Consider the following 18957-nt stretch of genomic DNA (forward strand, 5'->3'; position numbering starts at 1 on the left):
GGCTACATGCATGGCGCGAGGAGCGACCGGTCTCGTAGTCTTCCTCACGTGCAAGCCCAACCGCATCTGCCGCTGCCCGCCGAAATTCCCCTGGTCGACGAGCCAGGAGGGACCGATGTAGACCTCAAGACGCAGATCGTGCGGTTCACGCTGACCGGTGGTTTGTCGGCTGTCGTCGACTTCGGCCTGCTCACCCTGCTGTCGAACGTGCTCGGTTTGCCGGAGGTTCTCGCCAAGGCGATCAGCTTCATCGCGGGCACGACCACCGCGTACCTGATCAATCGGCGCTGGACGTTCAACGCCGAGCCGAGCAGGGCACGGTTCCTCGCGGTGGTCGCGCTGTACGCGGTGACCTTCGCCGTGCAGGTCGGGATCTACGCGGCGATGTACTTCGCGCTGGCCGACGAGTGGTGGCGTCAGCCGCTCGCGTTCGTCGTCGCTCAGGGCACCGCAACGGTCATCAACTTCGTGGTGCAGCGTGCGGTGATCTTCAAGCTCGAGTAGGTCAGCCCGCTTTGGCCTCGACATGCTGTCGGCCCGCCTTGACGCCGAAGTAGTCGCCACCCTTGGCGCGCACATTGTCGGTACCCCATTCGCGCTGATCCCGGGCGACCGGCACCATCTGCGGAATGTGTTTGCGGCAGTGGATGTAGGCCTCCTCGACATCGACGACGACCCACACCTGCGAGGTTTTCCCCCGCTCGGCAGGTGGTAGGTCGGTGACGGTGCCGCGCAGCTCGCTGTCGGCGACCATGCGGGCTTTCCCGTTGATGTGCAGGCCGATGAGATCGCGAACGAAGTCGATCATCAGGATCCCGACATGCGGGTTCTCGAGGATATTGCCCAGGCTGGCCATCACCCCGTTACCTCGATACTCGGGGTACGCAATCGTGCGATCGTCGATCACGTGCAGAAATCCGGGCGGCCCCGCCCGGAAGCTGGAGTCACATTCCCCGTGTGAATCGGCAGTGGCGATGAAGGCCATGTCCATGCGGGCGACGAAATCCACCATTGTGGGGTTCAGGTAATCGATCACCTGGTCGTCGTAGAAGCGCTCGGCCCTGTCCGAGGTTCCCAACGTGTCCTGTAGCTCGTGTTCTCCGTCGCTGCCGACGAATTTTTCGGGCATCGGGCCCCCTCTGCTAGCCGTACCGGTTGATGCGGGCCTCTAGACGAAACCCCCGCTGTGACCGCAATCTCACCCAGTCTAGGGGACTCTCACTGTCGGTGGGGCGTCTCCATTGTTGCGAATGGGATGAAAGCCGAGTTTGCGCAACAGTTTCCAGGCCGGGACCGATCAGGCCGGACCTACCGTCACCGGCACTCCGTTGAACACAGCGGTGCCGGAAACCGCGTCCACCACCGAATCATCGGTCAGCACATTGGCATTCACCCCGGCGTGCGCCAGCGCGACCGACTGGGTGGTGCTCGCGCCGTGGCCCCAGCCGTGCGGCAGGCTCACCACGCCGGGCATGATCGTCGGCGTCAGCTCCACTTGCACCGTCAACGAGCCGGCCGCCGAGGTGATCTCGGCCTGTTCGCCGAGACCGAGACGGGTCGCGTCGTCGGGGTGTACCTGCAGCGTGCAGCGGTTGGAGCCGCCGACCAGGCCCGAGATGTTGTGCATCCAGCTGTTGTTGGAGCGCAGCTGACGTCGGCCGATCAGCACCATCGCGGGCGCGATGTTCGCCAGGCCGGCCCGCAGGCGCGTTACGTCCGCCAGCAATTGCGGCGGGGCAAGCTCGACCCTCTTCGACGCGGTACGCAAGATGCCGGGCAGCCGCGGCCGCAGCGGGCCGAGGTCGATGCCGTGCGGGTTGTCGAGCAGGGTTTTCAGGCTCAGTTCACCACCGTTCCAGGCACCGTACGGGCCGAGCTTGAGCATCAGATCGAGGCGCTGCTCGGTGGTGTTCGCGCCGGTCAGCTCCTCGCGGCGTTCGCTCATGTCGGCCTTGTGCAGGGTGCCCGCGATGACGAGTTCGTCGATCATCGCGATCGGGCTCGCCGCTCCCGTTCCGGTATGAGGCTGACCGCTCACCGCGGCCGCGAGGCGGGCCACCACCGCCGATTCCGACGGCCGATCGCCCAGGGGGACCACCGGCGGTGAGTAGCGCGCGTAGTTGCGTACCGCGAACTGCAGCAGCGCGAAATCGAAGTGCGGCGACTGCACCGAGCGCGGCGGCGGCAGGATCACATTCGCGTGTCTGGTGGTTTCGTTGACGTAGCGATCGACGCTGACCATGAACTCCAGCCCGGCCAGACCCTTGTCCAGTCGCGCACCGCTCGGCGCGGAGAGCACGGGGTTGCCCGCGACCGTCACCAGCGCCTTGATCTGCCCCTCACCCGGGGTTTCGATCTCGTCGGCCAGGGTGGCGACGGGCAGTTCGCCCATCGACTCCGGCAGCTCGCGAACGCGGCTGGTCCAGCGGCCCAGCCGGAACGGCTTGGATCGCTGCACTCCGCCCGCCGCCGCGTCGGCGAACATGGCGCCGCCGGGGGAGTCGAGGTTGCCGGTGAGGGTGTTGACGGCGTCGACCAGCCACTGGGTGAGCGTGCCGAACTCCGCGGTGCAGGTGCCGATCCGCGCGTAGACCGCTGACGTGGGCGCCGCGGCGAGTTCGCGGGTCAGTACGCGGATCGTGTCGGCGGAGATGCCGGTGCGCTCGGCCACTGCTTCGGGCGGGAACTCGAGCGCGGCAGCGCGTAGTTCGTCGAGCCCGGCGACGTCGACGCGCACGTCCGTGAGACCTTCGTCGAACAGCGTGTGCACCACCCCGAACAGCAGATAGGCATCGGCGCCCGGCCGGATGAACAGGTGCTGGTCGGCGAGTGCGGCGGTTCTGGTCTCGCGCGGATCGACCACGACCAGCTTGCCCCCGCGAGCCCGCAACGCCTTGAGCCGGCCGGGAAAATCGGGCGCGGTGCACAGCGACCCGTTGGACTCGAGCGGATTGGCGCCGAGCATCAGCAGGAAATCGGTGCGGTCGAGGTCGGGGACCGGGACCTCGAGCGGGTCGCCGAACATGAGCCCGGCCGCGACCTGTTTCGGCATCTGATCGGCCGAACTCGCGGTGTAGACGTGGCGGGTGCTCAACGCGCGGATGAGCGCGGGCAGATAGAGCGCGCCCGCGACGGTGTGCGCGTTGGGATTGCCCAGGTACATGGCGGACGAGCCGCGGGGGATCTCGGCGAAGGCGGCCGCGATGAGGTCGAACGCCTCGTCCCAGCCCGCGGCGCGGAATCCGTCACCGTCGCGGATCAGCGGGGTGGTGACCAGGTCGGGATCGTTGTCGAGTTGGCCGAAGCTGGCGCCCTTCGGGCACAGGAAGCCCTTGCTGAACGGGTCGTCGCGATCACCGCGTACCGACAACACCCGGTCGGCGTCGTCGAGAGTGAGCGTGAGACCGCAGACGGCCTCACACAGCGGACAGGTACGCAGAGCGGTCCGAGAAGACAGCGAACGAGAAGCCATATCTCATGCTTACGCCCACCGGGGTGGGCGATGGCCGGAAACGCCGAAAACCCGCGAGCTGCGACGTCGGGGAGGCGTCGCGGCTCGCGGGTTCGGGCTGGTTCAGGTCAGCTGGCCAGAGTCAGCGCGGTGCGCTTGCCGGTCTGCTTGGTGCCGGTCTGCTTGCGCGCCATCGCCGAGCGCACGGCCGCGCCGAGGGCGACGACCGGCGGGATCCAGCGAGCCTCGGTGGGAGCGACACTCCAGGAGGCGCTGCCCGCGGCCAGCTGGGTCGGCGGCAGCGGGATGCTCGCACCGTCGGTGTGCACGATGACGCCGGCCTCACGCATGGCCTCGATCGCCATGGCGGCCTTGCGGACTCCGGTGACCAGGTGGATCTCGCGACGCTCCTGGCCCGGGATCTCGATCACGGGGCCGGACAGGTTGTTGGCGCGCAGGAAGCGGCGGACATCGCCCGCGATCTCACCGGTGATCTCGATGGCCGAGACCTCGTCATCGGTGATCAAGCACAGACCATTGGTGGTTTCAGCGACCGTCCATCCACGCGCGGTGTACTCCTGCGCGGCGGCACCTTTGTCGGCGGCCGTAGTGGTGGTCGGAAACGTCGTGCGCACTGTGTGTTCTCCATTCCCCGAAGAGCTCTGTTCCTGCGTTCATGGGCGTATCGGCGCGGGGTAGTCCACTTGTTACGCCGTTACCGAAAAATATTCGAGAGTGTCTGCTTCGTCTCAGTTCGGTAACCTTCGCTATCGCAGGTATGGCGCCGCCCGGGTTGGCGTAGGGGCCGAAAGCGGGCAGGATTCGGACTATGACCGAAGCGCCTGGCACCCCCGAGTCGAACGACGAGGATGCCGAGGAGTTCGAAGCCGAATCACGTTGGCTCTCTTGGAAAGAGAGCGACGGAAAGCGTCCGGCTCGTCCTGCCGAGGGTACGTATGAGGCAGACCTGGCACGCGACGCGGGGTTCGAAGAGCCCTTCCGCACTACCGGTTCGGCCAAACAGTGGGCTGCCGAAGCGGGCCGTTCCCTGCTCGACGTGCAGTTCCGTAGGCCCGCGACCAGGACATTGCTGCCGCTCGCCTACGTTCTCGGCGTCGTTTCCTTCGGCATCGGCGTGCCGATCGCGCTCACGGTGCTGATGTGGAGGGCCTCGGCGCTGCTGGGGGTGCTCGCCGCGCTCGTCGCCGTGCCGCTGGGGCTCACCATCGCGGCCTCGGTGCGCCTGATGCTCGAATTCGCCGACAACGCGGCCCGGCTGGCAGGCCGCGTCGAGCACATCAGCGAACTGGCCGATGGCCTGTTCCAGGCCCTCTCCGATGTCGCCGAGCCGGTGAACCAGCTCTCCGAAGATGTTCGAGCAGTGCAGTTCTGGCGGTTCCGCAAGAAAAAATAGGTCTTGCGCAGTGTCCGATTCATTGTGAAACAATCCGTACGCAGATCCGACGATATGTCGGCCGCGTAGGGCGGTCTCCGAAAGTTCTGTCCGGAGACCGGAGTTCGGATACAGGGGGGAAGTATGGCTTCACCACAGGGCGTCACGGGTTCCACGATGCCGCGCAGGCAGTTGGGCAGGCACCTACGTGACCTGCGCAATCGTGCGCGGATGACAACGAGAACCGCGGCGGCGCAACTGGAGTGGTCGGAAGCGAAGATCTGGCGGATCGAAACGGGGCAGACGTCGTTGCGCAGCCTCGACGTCGAGGCCATGTGCAAGGTGTACGGCGCGCCGGCCGATCTGGTCGAACCGCTGGCCGCCCTGGCTCGCGAAACCAAGGCACGGGGTTGGTGGACGAGCTACGGCGATGTGATCGCGGAGGGCTTCGAGGTCTATATCGGCCTCGAGGAAGCCGCGTCGGGGCTGGCACTCTACGAGGACGGCCTGATCCCGGCACTGCTGCAGACCCAGGACTATGCGAAAGCGCTGTTCGAGCAGACGATTCCTGACCTGACCGAGGCGGAACTCGAGCGCAGGCTGCGGGTGCTCGCCGCCAGGCAGGCTCTGGTCACCAGGGCCGATGCCCCGTTGCGGCTGGACGTGGTGCTGGCCGAGTCGGTGCTCACCCGCTTCATCGGTGACGAGCGCGTGCGTGCGGGCCAGCTCGCGCGATTGCGGGAGCTGGCCGAGCGCGACACGGTCCGCATCCAGGTGGTTCCCGGCGATTCCGGCTATCACGCCGGTCTCGAATCCGGCCGGTTCGTGATCCTGGATTTCGGGGTCGACGATTCGGTGGATCGACCGGAGCCGCCGGTGGTCTACGTGGAAACCTTCGCGGGCAGCAGCTATCTGGACAAACCGGCCGAATGCGACCGCTACCGGCGGGCGTTCACCGATATCACCGTGGCGGCTACGGGCACGCTGTAGGGCTGTCCCACGAACCGGCGAGCACCGAACGGTGGGTGGGCAGGGCGCGGTCGTAGACCGCCCTGCCCTTGTCGGTGAGTTGGACGAAGATGGCGCGACGGTCGAGATCGCACATGCTCCGCTCGACCAGTCCGTCGCGTTCCAGTCTGGCCACCGCGCGCGACAGCGCGCTCTGGCTCAGGTAGATGTCCTGGGCCAGTTCCGTCATGCGGTACTTCTGACACGCCGCGTCGACCAGTCGGTCCAGCGTTTCGAATTCGCTGAGGCCGATCTCGTGGTCCCTTTGGAGCGCCTTCTCCAGGGCGCAACTCACGGCGGCATGCCTGCCGAGTAGTTCGCGCCACTGACCGACCAGCTCGGTGGGCGCTTCAGTGCGCCGAGCTGACGTTACGGCCGGGGGGTTCATGGCCCCATCTTAGTGGTCCGCGCATGTTCATGCAACGGCATTTTATGTGTTGGCAATTAATGCACACGCATGTAATGTCCTCCGCATGACTTCGCCAGCAACGCTCTCGGCCGCAGATCAGGCGACCGATCCCACCAGGTGGCCCCTCCGGCTCTGGGGCATGCTGATCACTCTGTGCATCGTTCTGTTCCTCGACGGGCTCGACGTCTCGATGATCGGCGTCGCGCTGCCGTCCATCGGCGCCGAACTCGATCTGTCCACCTCCACCCTGCAGTGGCTCGTCAGCGGCTACATCCTCGGCTACGGCGGCCTGCTGCTGCTGGGCGGACGCACCGCCGACCTGCTCGGACGCCGCAAGGTCTTCCTCATCGCACTCGCGGTGTTCGCCGTCGCATCACTGGTCGGCGGCCTGGTGAGCGACCCCGCTCTGCTGATCGCCACCCGTTTCGTCAAGGGCCTGGCCGCCGCGTTCACCGCGCCGACCGGTCTGTCGATCATCACCACCACCTTCGCCGAAGGAAAAGCGCGCAACAAGGCGCTGTCGATCTACACCGTCTTCGGCGCGGGCGGCTACTCCATGGGTCTGCTGTTCGGTGGCCTGATGACCGGCGTCGGCTGGCGCTGGACCTTCCTGCTGCCCGTCCCGATCGCCGTCGCCGCGCTGATCGCCGCGTTCGCGCTGGTGCCCAAGGACGGTAAGGCCGAAGAGGGCGGACACGATCTACTCGGCGCTCTCCTGTCGACGGCGGGCATGTTGTTGCTGGTCTACACCGTGGTCACCGCGCCGGAAGTCGGATGGGCCTCGGGCCGCACCATCGGTTCGTTCCTCGCCGTGATCGCCCTGTTCGCCGCGTTCGTCGTCACCGAGCAGCGCGTGAAGCACCCGCTGGTTCGCCTGGGCATCCTGCGCAAGGCCTCGCTCGTGCGAGCCAGCCTGGCCATCATCGCGGTCGCCGGTTCGTACTTCTCCTGGCAGTTCATCGTGACCCTGTACATGCAGGACACCCTGGAATGGTCGGCGCTGAAGCTGGCGATGGCCCTGCTGCCGGTGGGCATCCTGGTCGTCGGGTCGGCGTTCTTCTCCGAGAAGCTGATCGACCGTTTCGGCACCGGGCCGGTCATCGCGGTCACCATGAGCGTGATGGCGATCGGCTACCTGCTGTTCCTGCGGATCGACACGGCACCCGGCTACTTCACCGTGCTGCTGCCCGCGATCCTGTTGATCGGCATCGGCTGGGTCGGTTTCCCGGCGATCAATGTGCAGGCCACCAGCGGTATCGAGGACGACGAACAGGGTCTCGCGGCAGGCGTGCTGCAGACCTCCATGCAGGTCGGCGCGGCCATCGTGCTCGCGGTGACCACCGCCATCGTCACCTCCGGCGGGCACGGAACGAGTGCCACTCCGCAGCAGATGCTCGACACCTACCGGCCGGGCCTCGAGTTCGCGGCGGGCGTCACCATCGTCGGCGCACTGGTCGCACTGACGGTCTTCCTGCCCCGGTTCCGCAAGCCGGTCGCGGTCGCCCCGGTCGAGGCGAAGCTTCTCGAACCGGTCGCCTGATCGGAAAACGCTGAACGGCACCACCTCTCGCAGGTGGTGCCGTTCGTGGTTTCACGTGAATCAGTCGGAAAACTTCGGCGCTGCTTCGTCTTTCGCCGAGCGAACGTAGGTCAGCGGGCGGCCGTCGCGGCCCTCGGTCGGCCAGGAGATACCGAGGCGCGGATCGAAAGCGTCCATGTCCCTGTCGAATTCGGGAGAGTACTCGAGCGAGCAGAGGTAGGTCACCGTCGAGCGGTTCTCCAACGAGAGGATGGCATGGCCGAGGCCCTCGGACAGGAACACCGAGCGGCGCGACACGTCATCGAGCAACACGCTGTCCCACCGGCCGTAGGTCGGCGAGCCGGGTCGCAGGTCGACCACCACGTCCAGGAACGCACCGCGTACGCAGGTCACATACTTGGCCTGACCGGGGGGATCGTCGGTGTAGTGGATCCCGCGCAGCACCCCGTCCGCCGAGACGGAGGTGTTCACCTGGTGCAGTTCGAACGGGCGCCCGGTAGCCTTCTCGAACTCCGAGGCCTTGAACGACTCACAGAACATGCCGCGGTCGTCGCCGAGCAGGCGCGGGGTCACCACCCAGGCGCCGGGGATCGCCAGTTCACGAAACTCCATGCGTTACCAGTCTTTTCCGCGGTCGATCAGATCCAGCAGGTAGCGGCCGTAGCCCGAGCGCACCATCGGTTCGGCGAGCTTGCACAGCTGTTCGTCGGAGATCAGGCCGCGCCGCCACGCCACTTCCTCCGGCACGCCGATCTTGAGGCCCTGACGTTCCTCGATGGTGCGCACGTAATTGGCGGCATCGAGCAGGGAGTCGAAGGTGCCGGTGTCGAGCCAGGCGGTGCCGCGCGCCAGCACGTCGACGCTGAGCCGGTTCTGCTCGAGATAGGCGCGGTTGATGTCGGTGATCTCGTACTCCCCGCGCGCCGACGGGCGTAGCTCGCGGGCGATCTCGACCACGTCGTTGTCGTAGAAGTAGAGGCCGGGGATGGCGTAGTTCGAGCGCGGGACCTTCGGCTTCTCCTCGATGGAGACCGCGCGGCCGTGATCGAACTCCACCACGCCGTAGGCGGTGGGATCCTTCACCCAGTAGGCGAACACCGCGCCGCCGTCGATGTCGTGGAAGCGTTCCAGGCTGGCGCCGAGACCGGGTCCGTGGAAGATGTTGTCGCCGAGGACCAGCGCCGCGGGTTCGGTGCCGATGTGGTCGGCCCCGAGTACGAAGGCCCGTGCGAGGCCGTCGGGTTCGGGCTGCACCACATAGCTGATCGCGACGCCGAACTGACTGCCGTCGCCCAGTAATCGGGAAAACGCGTCGGCGTCCTCCGGCGTGGTGATGACCAGAATGTCGTCGATCCCTGCCAGCATGAGGGTGGACAGCGGGTAGTAGACCATGGGTTTGTCGTAGACCGGGACGAGCTGCTTGCTCACCCCGCGCGTGATCGGGTGCAACCGTGAGCCGGTGCCGCCCGCCAAGATGATTCCGCGCATAGGTGGCAAGTCTGCCAGTTCCCTCCTCCCCGGAGACGGGGAGGTTCCGACACGTCGTCGAATTGGTCACGAACGTTTGATGGCCGGGTGTGTCGGGCGATAACTGAGACAGACATGGCGCTCATCTGATTATGTGAGCTCCGATGTGTGAAACATCACTGTGTTAGATGTCAGCGCCGACATCCGATCCGGGGGGTTACGCCTTGGTCAGGGGTCGACGCGCCAGCTGTGAGGTAGGTGCGCGATGGTAACCACGAAGATCACCGGCGTGATGGGTGGGCTCGCGCCCGTGGCCCCGATCGGCACCACGAGTAGGCCGGAGCCGGGCATCATCGTCAACTCCGGCCGGACCAGCACCTCCTCGCGGGTCCTGATGGGCGCCTGCCTCGGCCTGATCGGACCGCTGCTGCGCACCGTGCCGATCAATCGGGCCACCATTCCGGTCGGCGCCGTCGCGGTCGACCTGTTGTCGCGGCTGCGGCCCGAACCCCACGGCATCGAACGCGAGCAGATCCAGCTCAGCGATTTCAAGATGGAGATGGTGCGGCCCGCGGGCGGCTCGCGCGCGCTGCGCCACGGCGCGGTGCTGTACATGCACGGCGGCGGATTCGCCGTCTGTGGATTGCAGACGCACCGTGCGATCGTGGCCGGACTGGCGAGGCGCACCGGGCTGCCCGTGCTCAATGTCGAATACCGGCAGCTGCCCGGTTCGATCGACGCCTCGATCGACGACTGTGTGCTCGCCTACCGCTGGCTGCTTCGCCACGGCGCCGACCCGTCGCGCATCGTGTTCGCCGGTGATTCGGCCGGTGGGTTCCTGACCTTCGCCACCGCGATCCGCTCCCGCGAGATCGGCCTGCCGCTGCCCGCCGCCCTCGTCGGCCTCAGTCCGCTGCTCGATCTGGATTACCGGGCCAAAGAGGGGTACGTCAATGTCAACCGGGATGCCTACCTTCCGCTGAAAGGGCTCGAGGCGGTCGTCCACCTCGGCGCCGAGCACGAAGGTCCGCTCGATCCAGCGCTGTCGCCGGTCAACGCCGACCTGGCGGGAATGCCGCCGGTCCTGCTCATCGCGGCCGAAGACGAACTGCTGCGCTACGACTGTGAACTGATGGCCCAGCGGCTCACCGCCGCGGGCGTACCGAACACGCTGGAGCTGTGGCGGGGGCAGGTGCACGCATTCATGAGCATCCTGCCGAGCATGCCGGAGAGTCGTTCGGCGCTGGGGCGGGTGGCGAAGTTCGTCCGCACCGCGGTGGAACCGGCCCAGCGGGCCCGCACGGCCTGAGAACGGCTCGGGCGGTTCTGATCGCGGTCGGCCGACCGAGCCACCCTCGGTAGACAAAGAAGCGGCCCCCGCTCGGATTTCTCCGGGCCGGGGCCGCTTTCCTTCTGTCCTACGGCGAAATTACTTGGCCGGGGGGGTGAAGGGCTGGCCGATCGTGGCGAAGTACTGGATCGCAGCACCGATCGCGACCGGGGCGGTGACGAAGATCTGGCCCAGGATGACGCCGAGGGCGCCGATGCTGGTAGCGCCGACGACGCAACCCGCGAGCGGGCCCGCGCCGAACAGAGCGAGCAGCACGCCGGTCGCGACCAGGCCGATCGCCGCACCGGTGACACAACCGATGGCAGCGCCGGCGAGGCCACCGCCCAGGGTGCCGATGGTGGCGCCCATGGAGATGGTGGAGGTCAGACGGCTCCAGGCGGCCTGCTCACGCTCGTACTCGGTCTTCCACGGCGCCACGTTCTCGTAAGGCAGGGCGACCGGCTTGTAGACAGCCTTGGCCGGATCCAGCTGCGGGGTCAGGGTCGCGGTGTTGCCCGAGATCTCGGCCGCGATCGGCAGCTCGAACTCGTCGAGACGGAAGCTCAGCGGGGTACCGGCGACGGTGGTGCCGTTGGCAGCCTTGATCTTGAAGGCGCCGTCTTCGACGACCAGCGAGCCCGCGTCGGTGGTGATGACGGACTTGGAACCGTCGACAACCTCGGCGGTGTAGTTGATCGGGGCGGCCTCTTCGACCGGCGCGGCGTTGACGGTGCCGGCAGCAACGCCCATGGCAGCGATCAGCAGCGCCGACGTGGCGGCGAATTTCCTCATCAGCATTTTTGTTGAACCTCAAGTTTGGAGCGTGCGGAGGGGACTTGTAGATCAAAAGCTCTCGCAGCTAACCAGAGGTGAACCCGCTGTGACCGTTAGTTCAAGTTTTGTTCACCATTGATACCCCGGTGCCGGTGCGCTGATAGAAACCTGAGCGTTGACCGGGGTTTTTCTCAGTAAAACCAACCCTGAGTCTTAACCTACTTACAGGTAGTGTGACGGAGATCACTGTGCGAATAGATGGCGGGTCACAGGTCAGAGACGTTCCAGCAACGCATAACGGCGGTCCTTTCGTCACGAGGGCTCTCGGAATGCCCGTATCGTTGACCGAGTGCGAGTGCTCGTAACCGGCGGGGCCGGGTTCATCGGTGCGAATTTCGTCCAGCAGACCGTGGCGACGCGCCCGGATGTCCAAGTGACCGTGCTCGACGCGCTCACTTACGCGGGCAACCGGGCGTCGCTGGATCCGGTAGCGGATCGGATCGAATTCGTGCACGGCGATATCGCCGACCTCGATCTGGTCGACAATCTGGTCAGCGGGGTGGAGGCGGTGGTGCATTTCGCCGCCGAATCCCACAACGACAACTCCCTGGCCGAGCCGTGGCCGTTCGTGCAGACCAATATCGTCGGCACCTACTCGCTGCTGCAAGCCGTGCGGCGCCACGATGTGCGCTACCACCACATCTCCACCGACGAGGTGTACGGCGATCTCACCCCCGACGAGCCGGGTTTCACCGAATCCACCGCCTACAACCCGTCGAGCCCGTATTCGGCCACCAAGGCGGGTAGCGACATGCTGGTACGCGCCTGGACCAGGTCGTTCGGTATCCGCGCCACCCTGTCGAACTGCTCGAACAACTACGGCCCGTACCAGCATGTGGAGAAATTCATCCCCCGTCAGATCACCAATCTGATCGACGGGGTGCGCCCGCGCCTCTACGGCGCAGGTCATCAGGTACGCGACTGGATTCACGTCGAGGACCACAACCGCGCGGTCTGGGACATTCTCGAGCGCGGCCGCACGGGTCGGACATATCTGATCGGGGCGCAGGGCGAGCTCGATAACCTCACTGTCGTCCAGCTCATCCTGCAGGCATTCGATCGTGAGCCCACCGATTTCGATCATGTGACGGATCGTCCAGGCCACGACCAGCGCTACGCCATCGACGCGAGCCTACTTCGCGAGGAACTGGGCTGGTCACCGCGCTACGCGGACTTCCGGGCCGGGCTGGCCGACACCGTCGCCTGGTACCGCGACAACGAGAACTGGTGGCGATCGAAAAAGGCCGATACCGAACGCGCCTACGCGGCCGCGGGCGAAAAGACGCTGTAAACCCCCACCGTCGTCTGGGGAATTATCCCCAGACGACGGTGTAATACGTTGCAACAGTAGCGATAAGCGCGAAAGTCGACGCACAGGCCACGGTGATGGCGGTTCCGCGGGTCGGAATCACCCCGTCGGCATTCGAGAGCCGCAGTGGTACCACGCGGGCGAGCACCGCAAGCGCCATGATCGCCAGCGGCACGAAATACCGGCCCTGTACGCCGTCGATGATATAGAAATCGACCGGCGTGAACGACATGTACAGCGTCACGTAGATCATCGCCACGCTCGCCAGCACCGTCAGCGCCACGATCAGCGTGCGACGGAAAGTGGCGGTGGCAGTACTCATTCGGTCGACGATGCCGAAACTCACCGCGAAAGCGAGCAGGCACGCCAGCATCGAGATAGCCGGTGCGTCCACATACGCGAAACCGAGTTCACCGAAGAACTGGTTGAACCAGCGATGATCGCGCAGCGCGATGCTCTCGCCGAAGGTATGCACGAATTGCACCGGATCGCTGAGGATTCCCTTCAGCTGATCGCCCGGTCGCACCTGACCCCACTGATGGGGCGGACGCATCAGGCCCATGCCGTCGCCGGTGGGCGCCGCGATCTTCGTCCAGGCGAGGAAAAGTACCCCGCCCGTCACCGCGAATGCCCACGGCAGGAATTTCAGCTTTCCGGCGAAACCGAGCCGGTCGGCGGGGACCACCACGACGAGCATCGCCAGCAGCACGTAGGTCGGTTTACTCAGCGGCAGCGCGATCGTCGCGGCGAGCAGTGCGGCGGTTTCGGCTCGGTGCAATCGATCACCGACGAAAAGCGCTTTCAGCAGCAACGCCGACACCATCATGGCGAGTGCGTTGGTGAGCGTGTCCGCGGTGACGGTGCCCGCCTGGAACAGTGCGATCGGCAGCACCGCGACGGTGAATACCAACCACTGGCTACGCCGCTCACGTAGCGCGTAGAGCCCGAATCCGACCACCGCCAGATAGGCCACCAGTCCGGCGAACCGTGCCAGCAAATACAGGCCACCCACGTTGAGGCCGAGCGCCTCACCCAGCCGAATGCCAACGGCCGCAGGCACATACGGCACCGGCGAGTAGGCGGCGGTGTTGGTGAACCACATCTGCCGCGTCGTCGAGGAGATCTCGGCCGCGCCGAGCCGGTCGTAGGCGGCAGGGTCGGCCACCATCGCGTCGGGCTCTTCGGGGTTGTCGTTGTAGTCGATGAACGCGTAGCCCATCAGCTCGTCGACGGAGACCGGAATCTGGCCGCCGTAGGCCACACCGCGATCGTCGACGATGCGCTGGGGGAACACCCCGCCGTGCGCGACCTGGTAGGCGCGGCCGAACTGGGTGATCTCGTCGTGGCCCCAGAAGGCGGGCGTGAGCACAGCGAACACGGCACCGAACACGGTCGCGACCATCGCGAACGCCACCGTGGCGGCGCCGAATCGCTGGGTCAGCGCGCGCACCGGCGCCAACGCTCGATCCTTACGCGCGGGGGTCTCGCTGGGTTCGACAGCCGTCGTCTCGGGCTCGGTAGAGGTGGTCACCGAGGCTCTCCGGCCGCGACGTCCTCGCTCACCCCGGCGGCCGCATAGCGCAGGTAGACCAGGCGCGCCGTCTCATGGCGCGAGCGACGGATGCCGTCGAGGATCAGGCCCGCTGTCCAGGCGAGGCTGCCGAGCAGCAGCAGCGTGAAGGCCAGGAACAGCGTCGGGAACCGCGCCACCAGGTGGGTGTTGTAGTAATCGATCACGATCGGCACGGTCAGGATGACCGAGATCAGCCAGGCCACGGTGCCGAACAGGCCGTAGAACGCCACCGGGCGTTCGTGGCGGGCCAGGCCGAGGATCAGCGCGAGGATCTTGGTGCCGTCGCGGTAGGTGCGCAGCTTGGACTCGCTGCCCGCGGGGCGGTCACGGAAACCGACAGACACCGAGGTCTGCGGAACGCGCAGGTGCAGCGAATGCACGGTCAGCTCGGTCTCGATCTCGAATTCCCGCGACACCGCGGGGAAGCTCTTCACGAACCGGCGCGAGAACACCCGGAAACCGCTCAGCATGTCTTCGACGTTCTCGCCGAAGACCTTGCCGACTACGCCGTTGAGCACCTTGTTGCCGGTCTCGTGGCCGCTGCGGTAGGCGCTGGCATCGGCGGCGTCCTGCTTGCGCACGCCGAGAATGTGGTCGTAGGGGCCCTCTAGCAGCGTCTTGATCATCAGCGGAGCGGCCGACGCCTCGTAGGTGTCGTCGCCGTCGATCATCAGATAGACGTCGGCATCGATATCGGCGAAGGCGCGGCGCACCACATTGCCCTTGCCCTTGGTGTTCTCGTAGCGCACGATCGCCCCGGCCTCGCGGGCACATTCGGCGGTGCGGTCGGTGCTCAGATTGTCGTAGACGTAGACGACGATCCCCGGCACGGCGGCTTTGAGGTCGGCGACGACCTTGGCGACCGCGGCCTCTTCATTGTGGCAGGGAACCACGGCGGCAATGCGAAGCTCGGTGGAGTCCACCCGGGTCAATCCTCGGAGTTAGGCAGCAGTGGGACACCGGGAGGCTACAGGATTTTTGGCGGCGCGGGCGCCGCGTGTTCGCGGCCCTGAGGGGCCGCCGGTTAGACGCCGTTGCTTGCTCCTTCGTCGCCTACGCAACGGCGTCTAACCGGCGACCCGGCCGCGAACCGGCCACTTCGTGGCCGCCCCTCCCTAGGGGTCGGGGGTGGGGTTGGCTACCGTCATGGCGTGTCGCAATCAGTTGAACCGTCTGCTGTTCCCTTCATGTCGAAGGTGATAGCTGGGTTGCGGCAAGGTGCGGCGTTCCTTGTTGTCGGGGCTATCGGGTTTCTCGTCGATGCGGGGACTTACAACCTGTTGGTGTTCTGGGGTGGGGGTTTTTCCCTCTCCGAGGGTGTGCTGTATCACTCGCCGCTGGTCGCCAAGATCATCGCGATCGTGGTGGCGACGGTGGTCACCTACTTCGGGAACAAGTGGTGGACCTACTCGCACCGCAAGTCCGACAGCCCCGCTCGCGAATATCTTTTGTACGCGATCGTCAATGTGGTAGCGATCCTCCTGCAACTCGGCTGCCTCGGGTTTTCCCGATATGTGCTCGATCTGTCGTCGCCGCTGGCGGACAACATTTCCGCCACCGTGGTCGGCCAGACGATGGCGGTCGTATTCCGCTATTGGGCCTACAGCAAATTCGTTTTCACCGGTTCGTCGGCAAGCGGTGAGCAACACGCGCGGGGTGCGGCTACACCTCACTGACCACGCGAGGGCGGCGCGCGATTGATATCCTCGCCCCGCCCGCCGCGACGCCCACTTTTACGTGACTCCCTGCGCCGGCGCAGTCGATACCGAGAATTTCGAGGACTTCATGGAGCAGTCGGCTACCAAAGCCGTGACCGAATCGAACGATCGGCGCGAGGCCGCGCCCGCATCGCTGCGGGGTGAACACTCAGCGCCCGAGCGGCTCGTGCTGGCGCGAGGCATCTTCACCGGGCCGTCGGCGCGGGTGAGCGATGACCTCTACGCGGTCGTCAAGGGGGGTGCCGCGGTCCGTGAACGGCACTCGCTGCACCTGCCGAAGGGCGCGACCGCCCACACCAACACCTACTTCGGCCGGTTGGCTGCCAGTTACTGGCAGCGCTGGACCACCGTCACCGAGGTGTCGGTGGGTGCGCAGCTGACTGTCGGTGACAAGGCGAACGTGCGTCTGGTGGCCTCCGATATCGCCGGGCACCGCCGCATCATCGCCTCGCTGGTGGCCACCAGCAGCGGGTACGTCTCGCTCACCGCGCCGTTGGATCAGTACGTCGACGGTGGCGCGCTGTGGCTCGAGTTCGATGCCGTCGGGGGCGAACTCGACATCACCGAGCTCGCCTGGACCGCGCAGGCGCCCGAGAAGGTCCGCCCGGTCGCCATCGCGATCTGCACCTTCAACCGGGCCGAGGACTGCGCGCACACCGTCGCCGCGCTGGCGTCGGACGCGACCGTACTGGCCGCGATCGACGCGGTGTACGTCGTCGACCAGGGCACCGATCTGGTCGAGGATCGCCCGCTGTTCCAGCAGGTCCGCCCCGACTTCGGCGACAAGCTGCGCTACATCCGCCAGCCCAACCTCGGCGGCGCGGGCGGCTTCACCCGTGGCCTGTACGAGGTGTCGGCGGCCAACGAGCACGCCGACGTCATCCTGATGGACGACGACATCCTCTGCGAGCCCGAGACTGTCCTGCGCCTACAGGCGTTCGCCAACCTGACCGTCGAACCGACCCTGGTCGGCGCGCAGATGCTGTTCCTGCTCAACCCCGACTACCTCAATGTCGGCGCGGAAGAAGTGCATCTGCACGAGCTCAAGCACGGCCAGAAGGTGCCAAAGGCACTACGCAACACCTCCATGCTCAAGAAGAACCAGGAGCGTCGCGTCGACGCGGGCTACAACGCCTGGTGGACCTGCCTGATCCCGGCCGAGGTGGTCGCCGAGATCGGGCTGCCGGTGCCGATCTTCTTCCAGTGGGACGACGTGGAATACGGCATCCGGGCGCGCGAGCACGGTTTCGTCACCGTCACCCTGCCCAACGCCGCCGTCTGGCACGCCGACTTCTACTGGAAGGACTACGACGACTGGGCGCGGTACTTCTCCACCCGTAACTCGCTCATCGTCGGCGCCCTGCACACCGATCTCGACGGCAAGGCGATCACGCGCGAATTCTTCCGCTACATCGCCGAGCACCTCGTCGGCATGCAGTACGGGCTGGTGCACACCACCCTGCAGGGCATCGAAGACTTCATGAAGGGCCCGAAGGCGTTGCGCGACGGCGGTATCGACGCACTCGCCGCCGCCCGAAGCACTCGCAACGACTATCCCGAAACCATCAAGCACCCCGCGGCCACCCCGCCGGTGAACTCCGCCGACATCTCCGTGCGCCGGGCCGGCGGCGAACCGAGCCGCGTCACCCTCGTGCTGATCAAGCGCGCGATCACCCAGTGGACCGGCCGCACCCAGCCCGGTCTGATCGGCGTCACCCGTGAGGACGCGCACTGGTGGCACATCGGCCTGTTCGAGCACGTGGTGGTCACCGATGCTTCCCAGTCCGGCGTGCGGGTGCGTCGCCGGGACAAGGCTCGTGCTCGCGCCCTGCTCATTCGCGCCTACCGCACCTTGCGCAAGCTCCGTAAGGAACTCCCGGCGCTGCAGGCCGAATACCGAAGGGCCGTACCGGAACTCACGAGCCGGGAGAACTGGGCGCGGCTGTACGGCATCGACCCGAGCTGACCCATGACCCGTTTCGTCCGGCCCGCCTCCGCTGCTGACGCGGAGGCGGCCGCCGGGCTGCTGACCGAGTTGCACGCGCATTTCGAGGTGCACCGTCCGGCCGACATCGTGCGCCGCACGCGGCGGCTCACCCAGAACGACTACTCCGTCTGGCGGCCGGCGCCACTGCTGATCGTCGAGGACGAAACACCGCTCGGATTCACGACCTACGAGTTGTTCCAACCGAGCAAGTGGTCGGCGGGCGATCTACGGATCTCGGAATTCCTGATCACCGAGTCGGCGCGCGGCACCGGTGCGGGCGCCGACCTGCACTCCGCCTTACAGGAGCTAGCAAGCGCCGCGGGAGTATCGGTGAGCGAGCCGAACCAGGCCGACCCGGATGTGTTCACGACCGTGGAGCGCTACATCGGTTCCCATGTCATCGACTTCGCCTACGAGCGGCGTAAGGCCGGGCACTGGTCGTCGCTGCGTGCCGAAGCCGCGGAAAAGGGTTGGCCCGCGCCACGACTCAACGACCTGTGGCACACCGAACTCCACGACGATCCCGAGCCCGGCCACCTGTACGCCGAGGGTGAGGTCCCGTTCATCCTGCTGCCCGACGGCCGGGTGGTCACCGCACGATTCCGGACGATCTATGTCGAGGAATACCTCGGTCACGGCCCGGAGAACCGCTGGACGCTGGCCCTGTCCGGGAGCGAGTTGCGCACGGTGGGCGGGCTGGAGATCGACCACAGCTGGTCACGTGCGGAGAACCGTCCCGCGCTCGCGGTGACCATGGACGACGGCCGACTCATGGTGAATTACTCCTACTACGCCGGCAATCACTTCGGCTCCGACCGGGGCGACATCGACTACTTGATCGACCTGTCCGAGGCCACCGCGTCCCAACGCGCCCACGTCATCTTCGAACAGGATTAGCGAGATCATCAGGCACTGTGAGTGCCTGATGATCGACTGCT

The 18957-nt window shown here is 66.2% G+C and carries 18 protein-coding genes; 9 read left to right on the forward strand and 9 right to left on the reverse strand.

Annotated features, from left to right (window positions below; translation table 11 throughout):
• The first annotated feature begins 6 nt into the window (after positions 1-6).
• Positions 7-504, forward strand: coding sequence for a GtrA family protein (locus OHS03_RS29095; RefSeq protein ID WP_328658462.1), 498 nt, complete (start codon positions 7-9; stop codon positions 502-504).
• 1 nt (position 505) lies between these two features.
• On the opposite strand, the gene OHS03_RS29100 is transcribed toward OHS03_RS29095, so the two are convergent.
• The 3 genes from OHS03_RS29100 to OHS03_RS29110 all read right to left on the reverse strand — a co-directional run bounded on the left by OHS03_RS29100 (position 506) and on the right by OHS03_RS29110 (position 4086).
• Positions 506-1129: a pyridoxamine 5'-phosphate oxidase family protein gene (locus OHS03_RS29100; protein WP_056822236.1), complete on the reverse strand. Its 624-nt coding sequence runs from the start codon at positions 1127-1129 to the stop codon at positions 506-508.
• A gap of 168 nt (positions 1130-1297) precedes the next feature.
• The gene (locus OHS03_RS29105; protein WP_328658464.1) at positions 1298-3472 is read right to left on the reverse strand and encodes a molybdopterin oxidoreductase family protein; all 2175 of its coding nucleotides are present in this window, start codon (positions 3470-3472) and stop codon (positions 1298-1300) included.
• 107 nt (positions 3473-3579) lie between these two features.
• The gene (locus OHS03_RS29110; RefSeq protein ID WP_328658466.1) at positions 3580-4086 is read right to left on the reverse strand and encodes a hypothetical protein; all 507 of its coding nucleotides are present in this window, start codon (positions 4084-4086) and stop codon (positions 3580-3582) included.
• Between the two features lie 194 nt (positions 4087-4280).
• Between OHS03_RS29110 and OHS03_RS29115 the strand changes: the two genes are divergently transcribed.
• On the forward strand, positions 4281-4865 hold the full coding sequence (locus tag OHS03_RS29115; RefSeq protein WP_056822226.1) for a DUF4282 domain-containing protein: 585 nt from the start codon (positions 4281-4283) through the stop codon (positions 4863-4865).
• A 123-nt stretch (positions 4866-4988) separates the two neighbouring features.
• Positions 4989-5834: a helix-turn-helix domain-containing protein gene (locus OHS03_RS29120; protein WP_062989457.1), complete on the forward strand. Its 846-nt coding sequence runs from the start codon at positions 4989-4991 to the stop codon at positions 5832-5834.
• Here OHS03_RS29120 and OHS03_RS29125 read toward each other — a convergent pair.
• A complete protein-coding gene (locus tag OHS03_RS29125; RefSeq protein WP_328658467.1) occupies positions 5818-6240 on the reverse strand; it encodes a MarR family winged helix-turn-helix transcriptional regulator in 423 nt (140 codons plus the stop codon). The two genes, OHS03_RS29120 and OHS03_RS29125, sit on opposite strands and share 17 nt — an antisense overlap.
• A gap of 85 nt (positions 6241-6325) precedes the next feature.
• Between OHS03_RS29125 and OHS03_RS29130 the strand changes: the two genes are divergently transcribed.
• Entirely contained in the window at positions 6326-7801 is a 1476-nt protein-coding gene (locus tag OHS03_RS29130) for an MFS transporter (RefSeq protein ID WP_328658469.1), read from the forward strand.
• A gap of 60 nt (positions 7802-7861) precedes the next feature.
• Here the strand turns inward: OHS03_RS29130 and OHS03_RS29135 are convergent, their stop codons facing one another.
• A complete protein-coding gene (locus tag OHS03_RS29135; RefSeq protein ID WP_328658471.1) occupies positions 7862-8413 on the reverse strand; it encodes a dTDP-4-dehydrorhamnose 3,5-epimerase family protein in 552 nt (183 codons plus the stop codon).
• A 3-nt stretch (positions 8414-8416) separates the two neighbouring features.
• Positions 8417-9289, reverse strand: coding sequence for a glucose-1-phosphate thymidylyltransferase RfbA (gene rfbA / locus OHS03_RS29140; protein ID WP_056822215.1), 873 nt, complete (start codon positions 9287-9289; stop codon positions 8417-8419).
• Between the two features lie 244 nt (positions 9290-9533).
• Here rfbA and OHS03_RS29145 point away from each other — a divergent pair, with 244 nt between their 5' ends.
• Positions 9534-10577 carry an alpha/beta hydrolase gene (locus tag OHS03_RS29145; protein WP_328658474.1) on the forward strand — a complete coding sequence of 348 codons (1044 nt, stop codon included), beginning with the start codon at positions 9534-9536 and terminating at the stop codon, positions 10575-10577.
• 120 nt (positions 10578-10697) lie between these two features.
• Here OHS03_RS29145 and OHS03_RS29150 read toward each other — a convergent pair whose 3' ends face one another.
• Positions 10698-11396, reverse strand: a complete 699-nt coding sequence (locus tag OHS03_RS29150) for a DUF8020 domain-containing protein (protein ID WP_328658476.1) — start codon at positions 11394-11396, stop codon at positions 10698-10700.
• Between the two features lie 325 nt (positions 11397-11721).
• Between OHS03_RS29150 and rfbB the strand changes: the two genes are divergently transcribed.
• Complete coding sequence (gene rfbB / locus OHS03_RS29155) at positions 11722-12723, forward strand: dTDP-glucose 4,6-dehydratase (RefSeq protein ID WP_328658478.1); 1002 nt, start codon at positions 11722-11724, stop codon at positions 12721-12723.
• Between the two features lie 22 nt (positions 12724-12745).
• Here the strand turns inward: rfbB and OHS03_RS29160 are convergent, their stop codons facing one another.
• Both OHS03_RS29160 and OHS03_RS29165 read right to left on the reverse strand, forming a co-directional pair.
• Positions 12746-14272 carry a DUF2142 domain-containing protein gene (locus tag OHS03_RS29160; RefSeq protein WP_328658480.1) on the reverse strand — a complete coding sequence of 509 codons (1527 nt, stop codon included), beginning with the start codon at positions 14270-14272 and terminating at the stop codon, positions 12746-12748.
• Positions 14269-15237 carry a glycosyltransferase family 2 protein gene (locus OHS03_RS29165; protein WP_328658482.1) on the reverse strand — a complete coding sequence of 323 codons (969 nt, stop codon included), beginning with the start codon at positions 15235-15237 and terminating at the stop codon, positions 14269-14271. The genes OHS03_RS29160 and OHS03_RS29165 overlap by 4 nt, the downstream gene beginning before the upstream one ends.
• A gap of 264 nt (positions 15238-15501) precedes the next feature.
• Between OHS03_RS29165 and OHS03_RS29170 the strand changes: the two genes are divergently transcribed.
• The 3 genes from OHS03_RS29170 (at position 15502) to OHS03_RS29180 (ending at position 18916) form a co-directional block, all read left to right on the forward strand.
• On the forward strand, positions 15502-15990 hold the full coding sequence (locus tag OHS03_RS29170; RefSeq protein WP_328658484.1) for a GtrA family protein: 489 nt from the start codon (positions 15502-15504) through the stop codon (positions 15988-15990).
• Between the two features lie 109 nt (positions 15991-16099).
• The gene (locus tag OHS03_RS29175) at positions 16100-17998 is read left to right on the forward strand and encodes a glycosyltransferase (RefSeq protein ID WP_328658487.1); all 1899 of its coding nucleotides are present in this window, start codon (positions 16100-16102) and stop codon (positions 17996-17998) included.
• A gap of 3 nt (positions 17999-18001) precedes the next feature.
• Positions 18002-18916 (forward strand): GNAT family N-acetyltransferase, encoded by a 915-nt coding sequence (locus tag OHS03_RS29180; RefSeq protein ID WP_328658488.1) that lies wholly within the window; start codon positions 18002-18004, stop codon positions 18914-18916.
• Positions 18917-18957: the final 41 nt, after the last annotated feature.

The organism is Nocardia salmonicida (genome assembly GCF_036142455.1).
GTDB classification, from domain to species: domain Bacteria; phylum Actinomycetota; class Actinomycetes; order Mycobacteriales; family Mycobacteriaceae; genus Nocardia; species Nocardia salmonicida.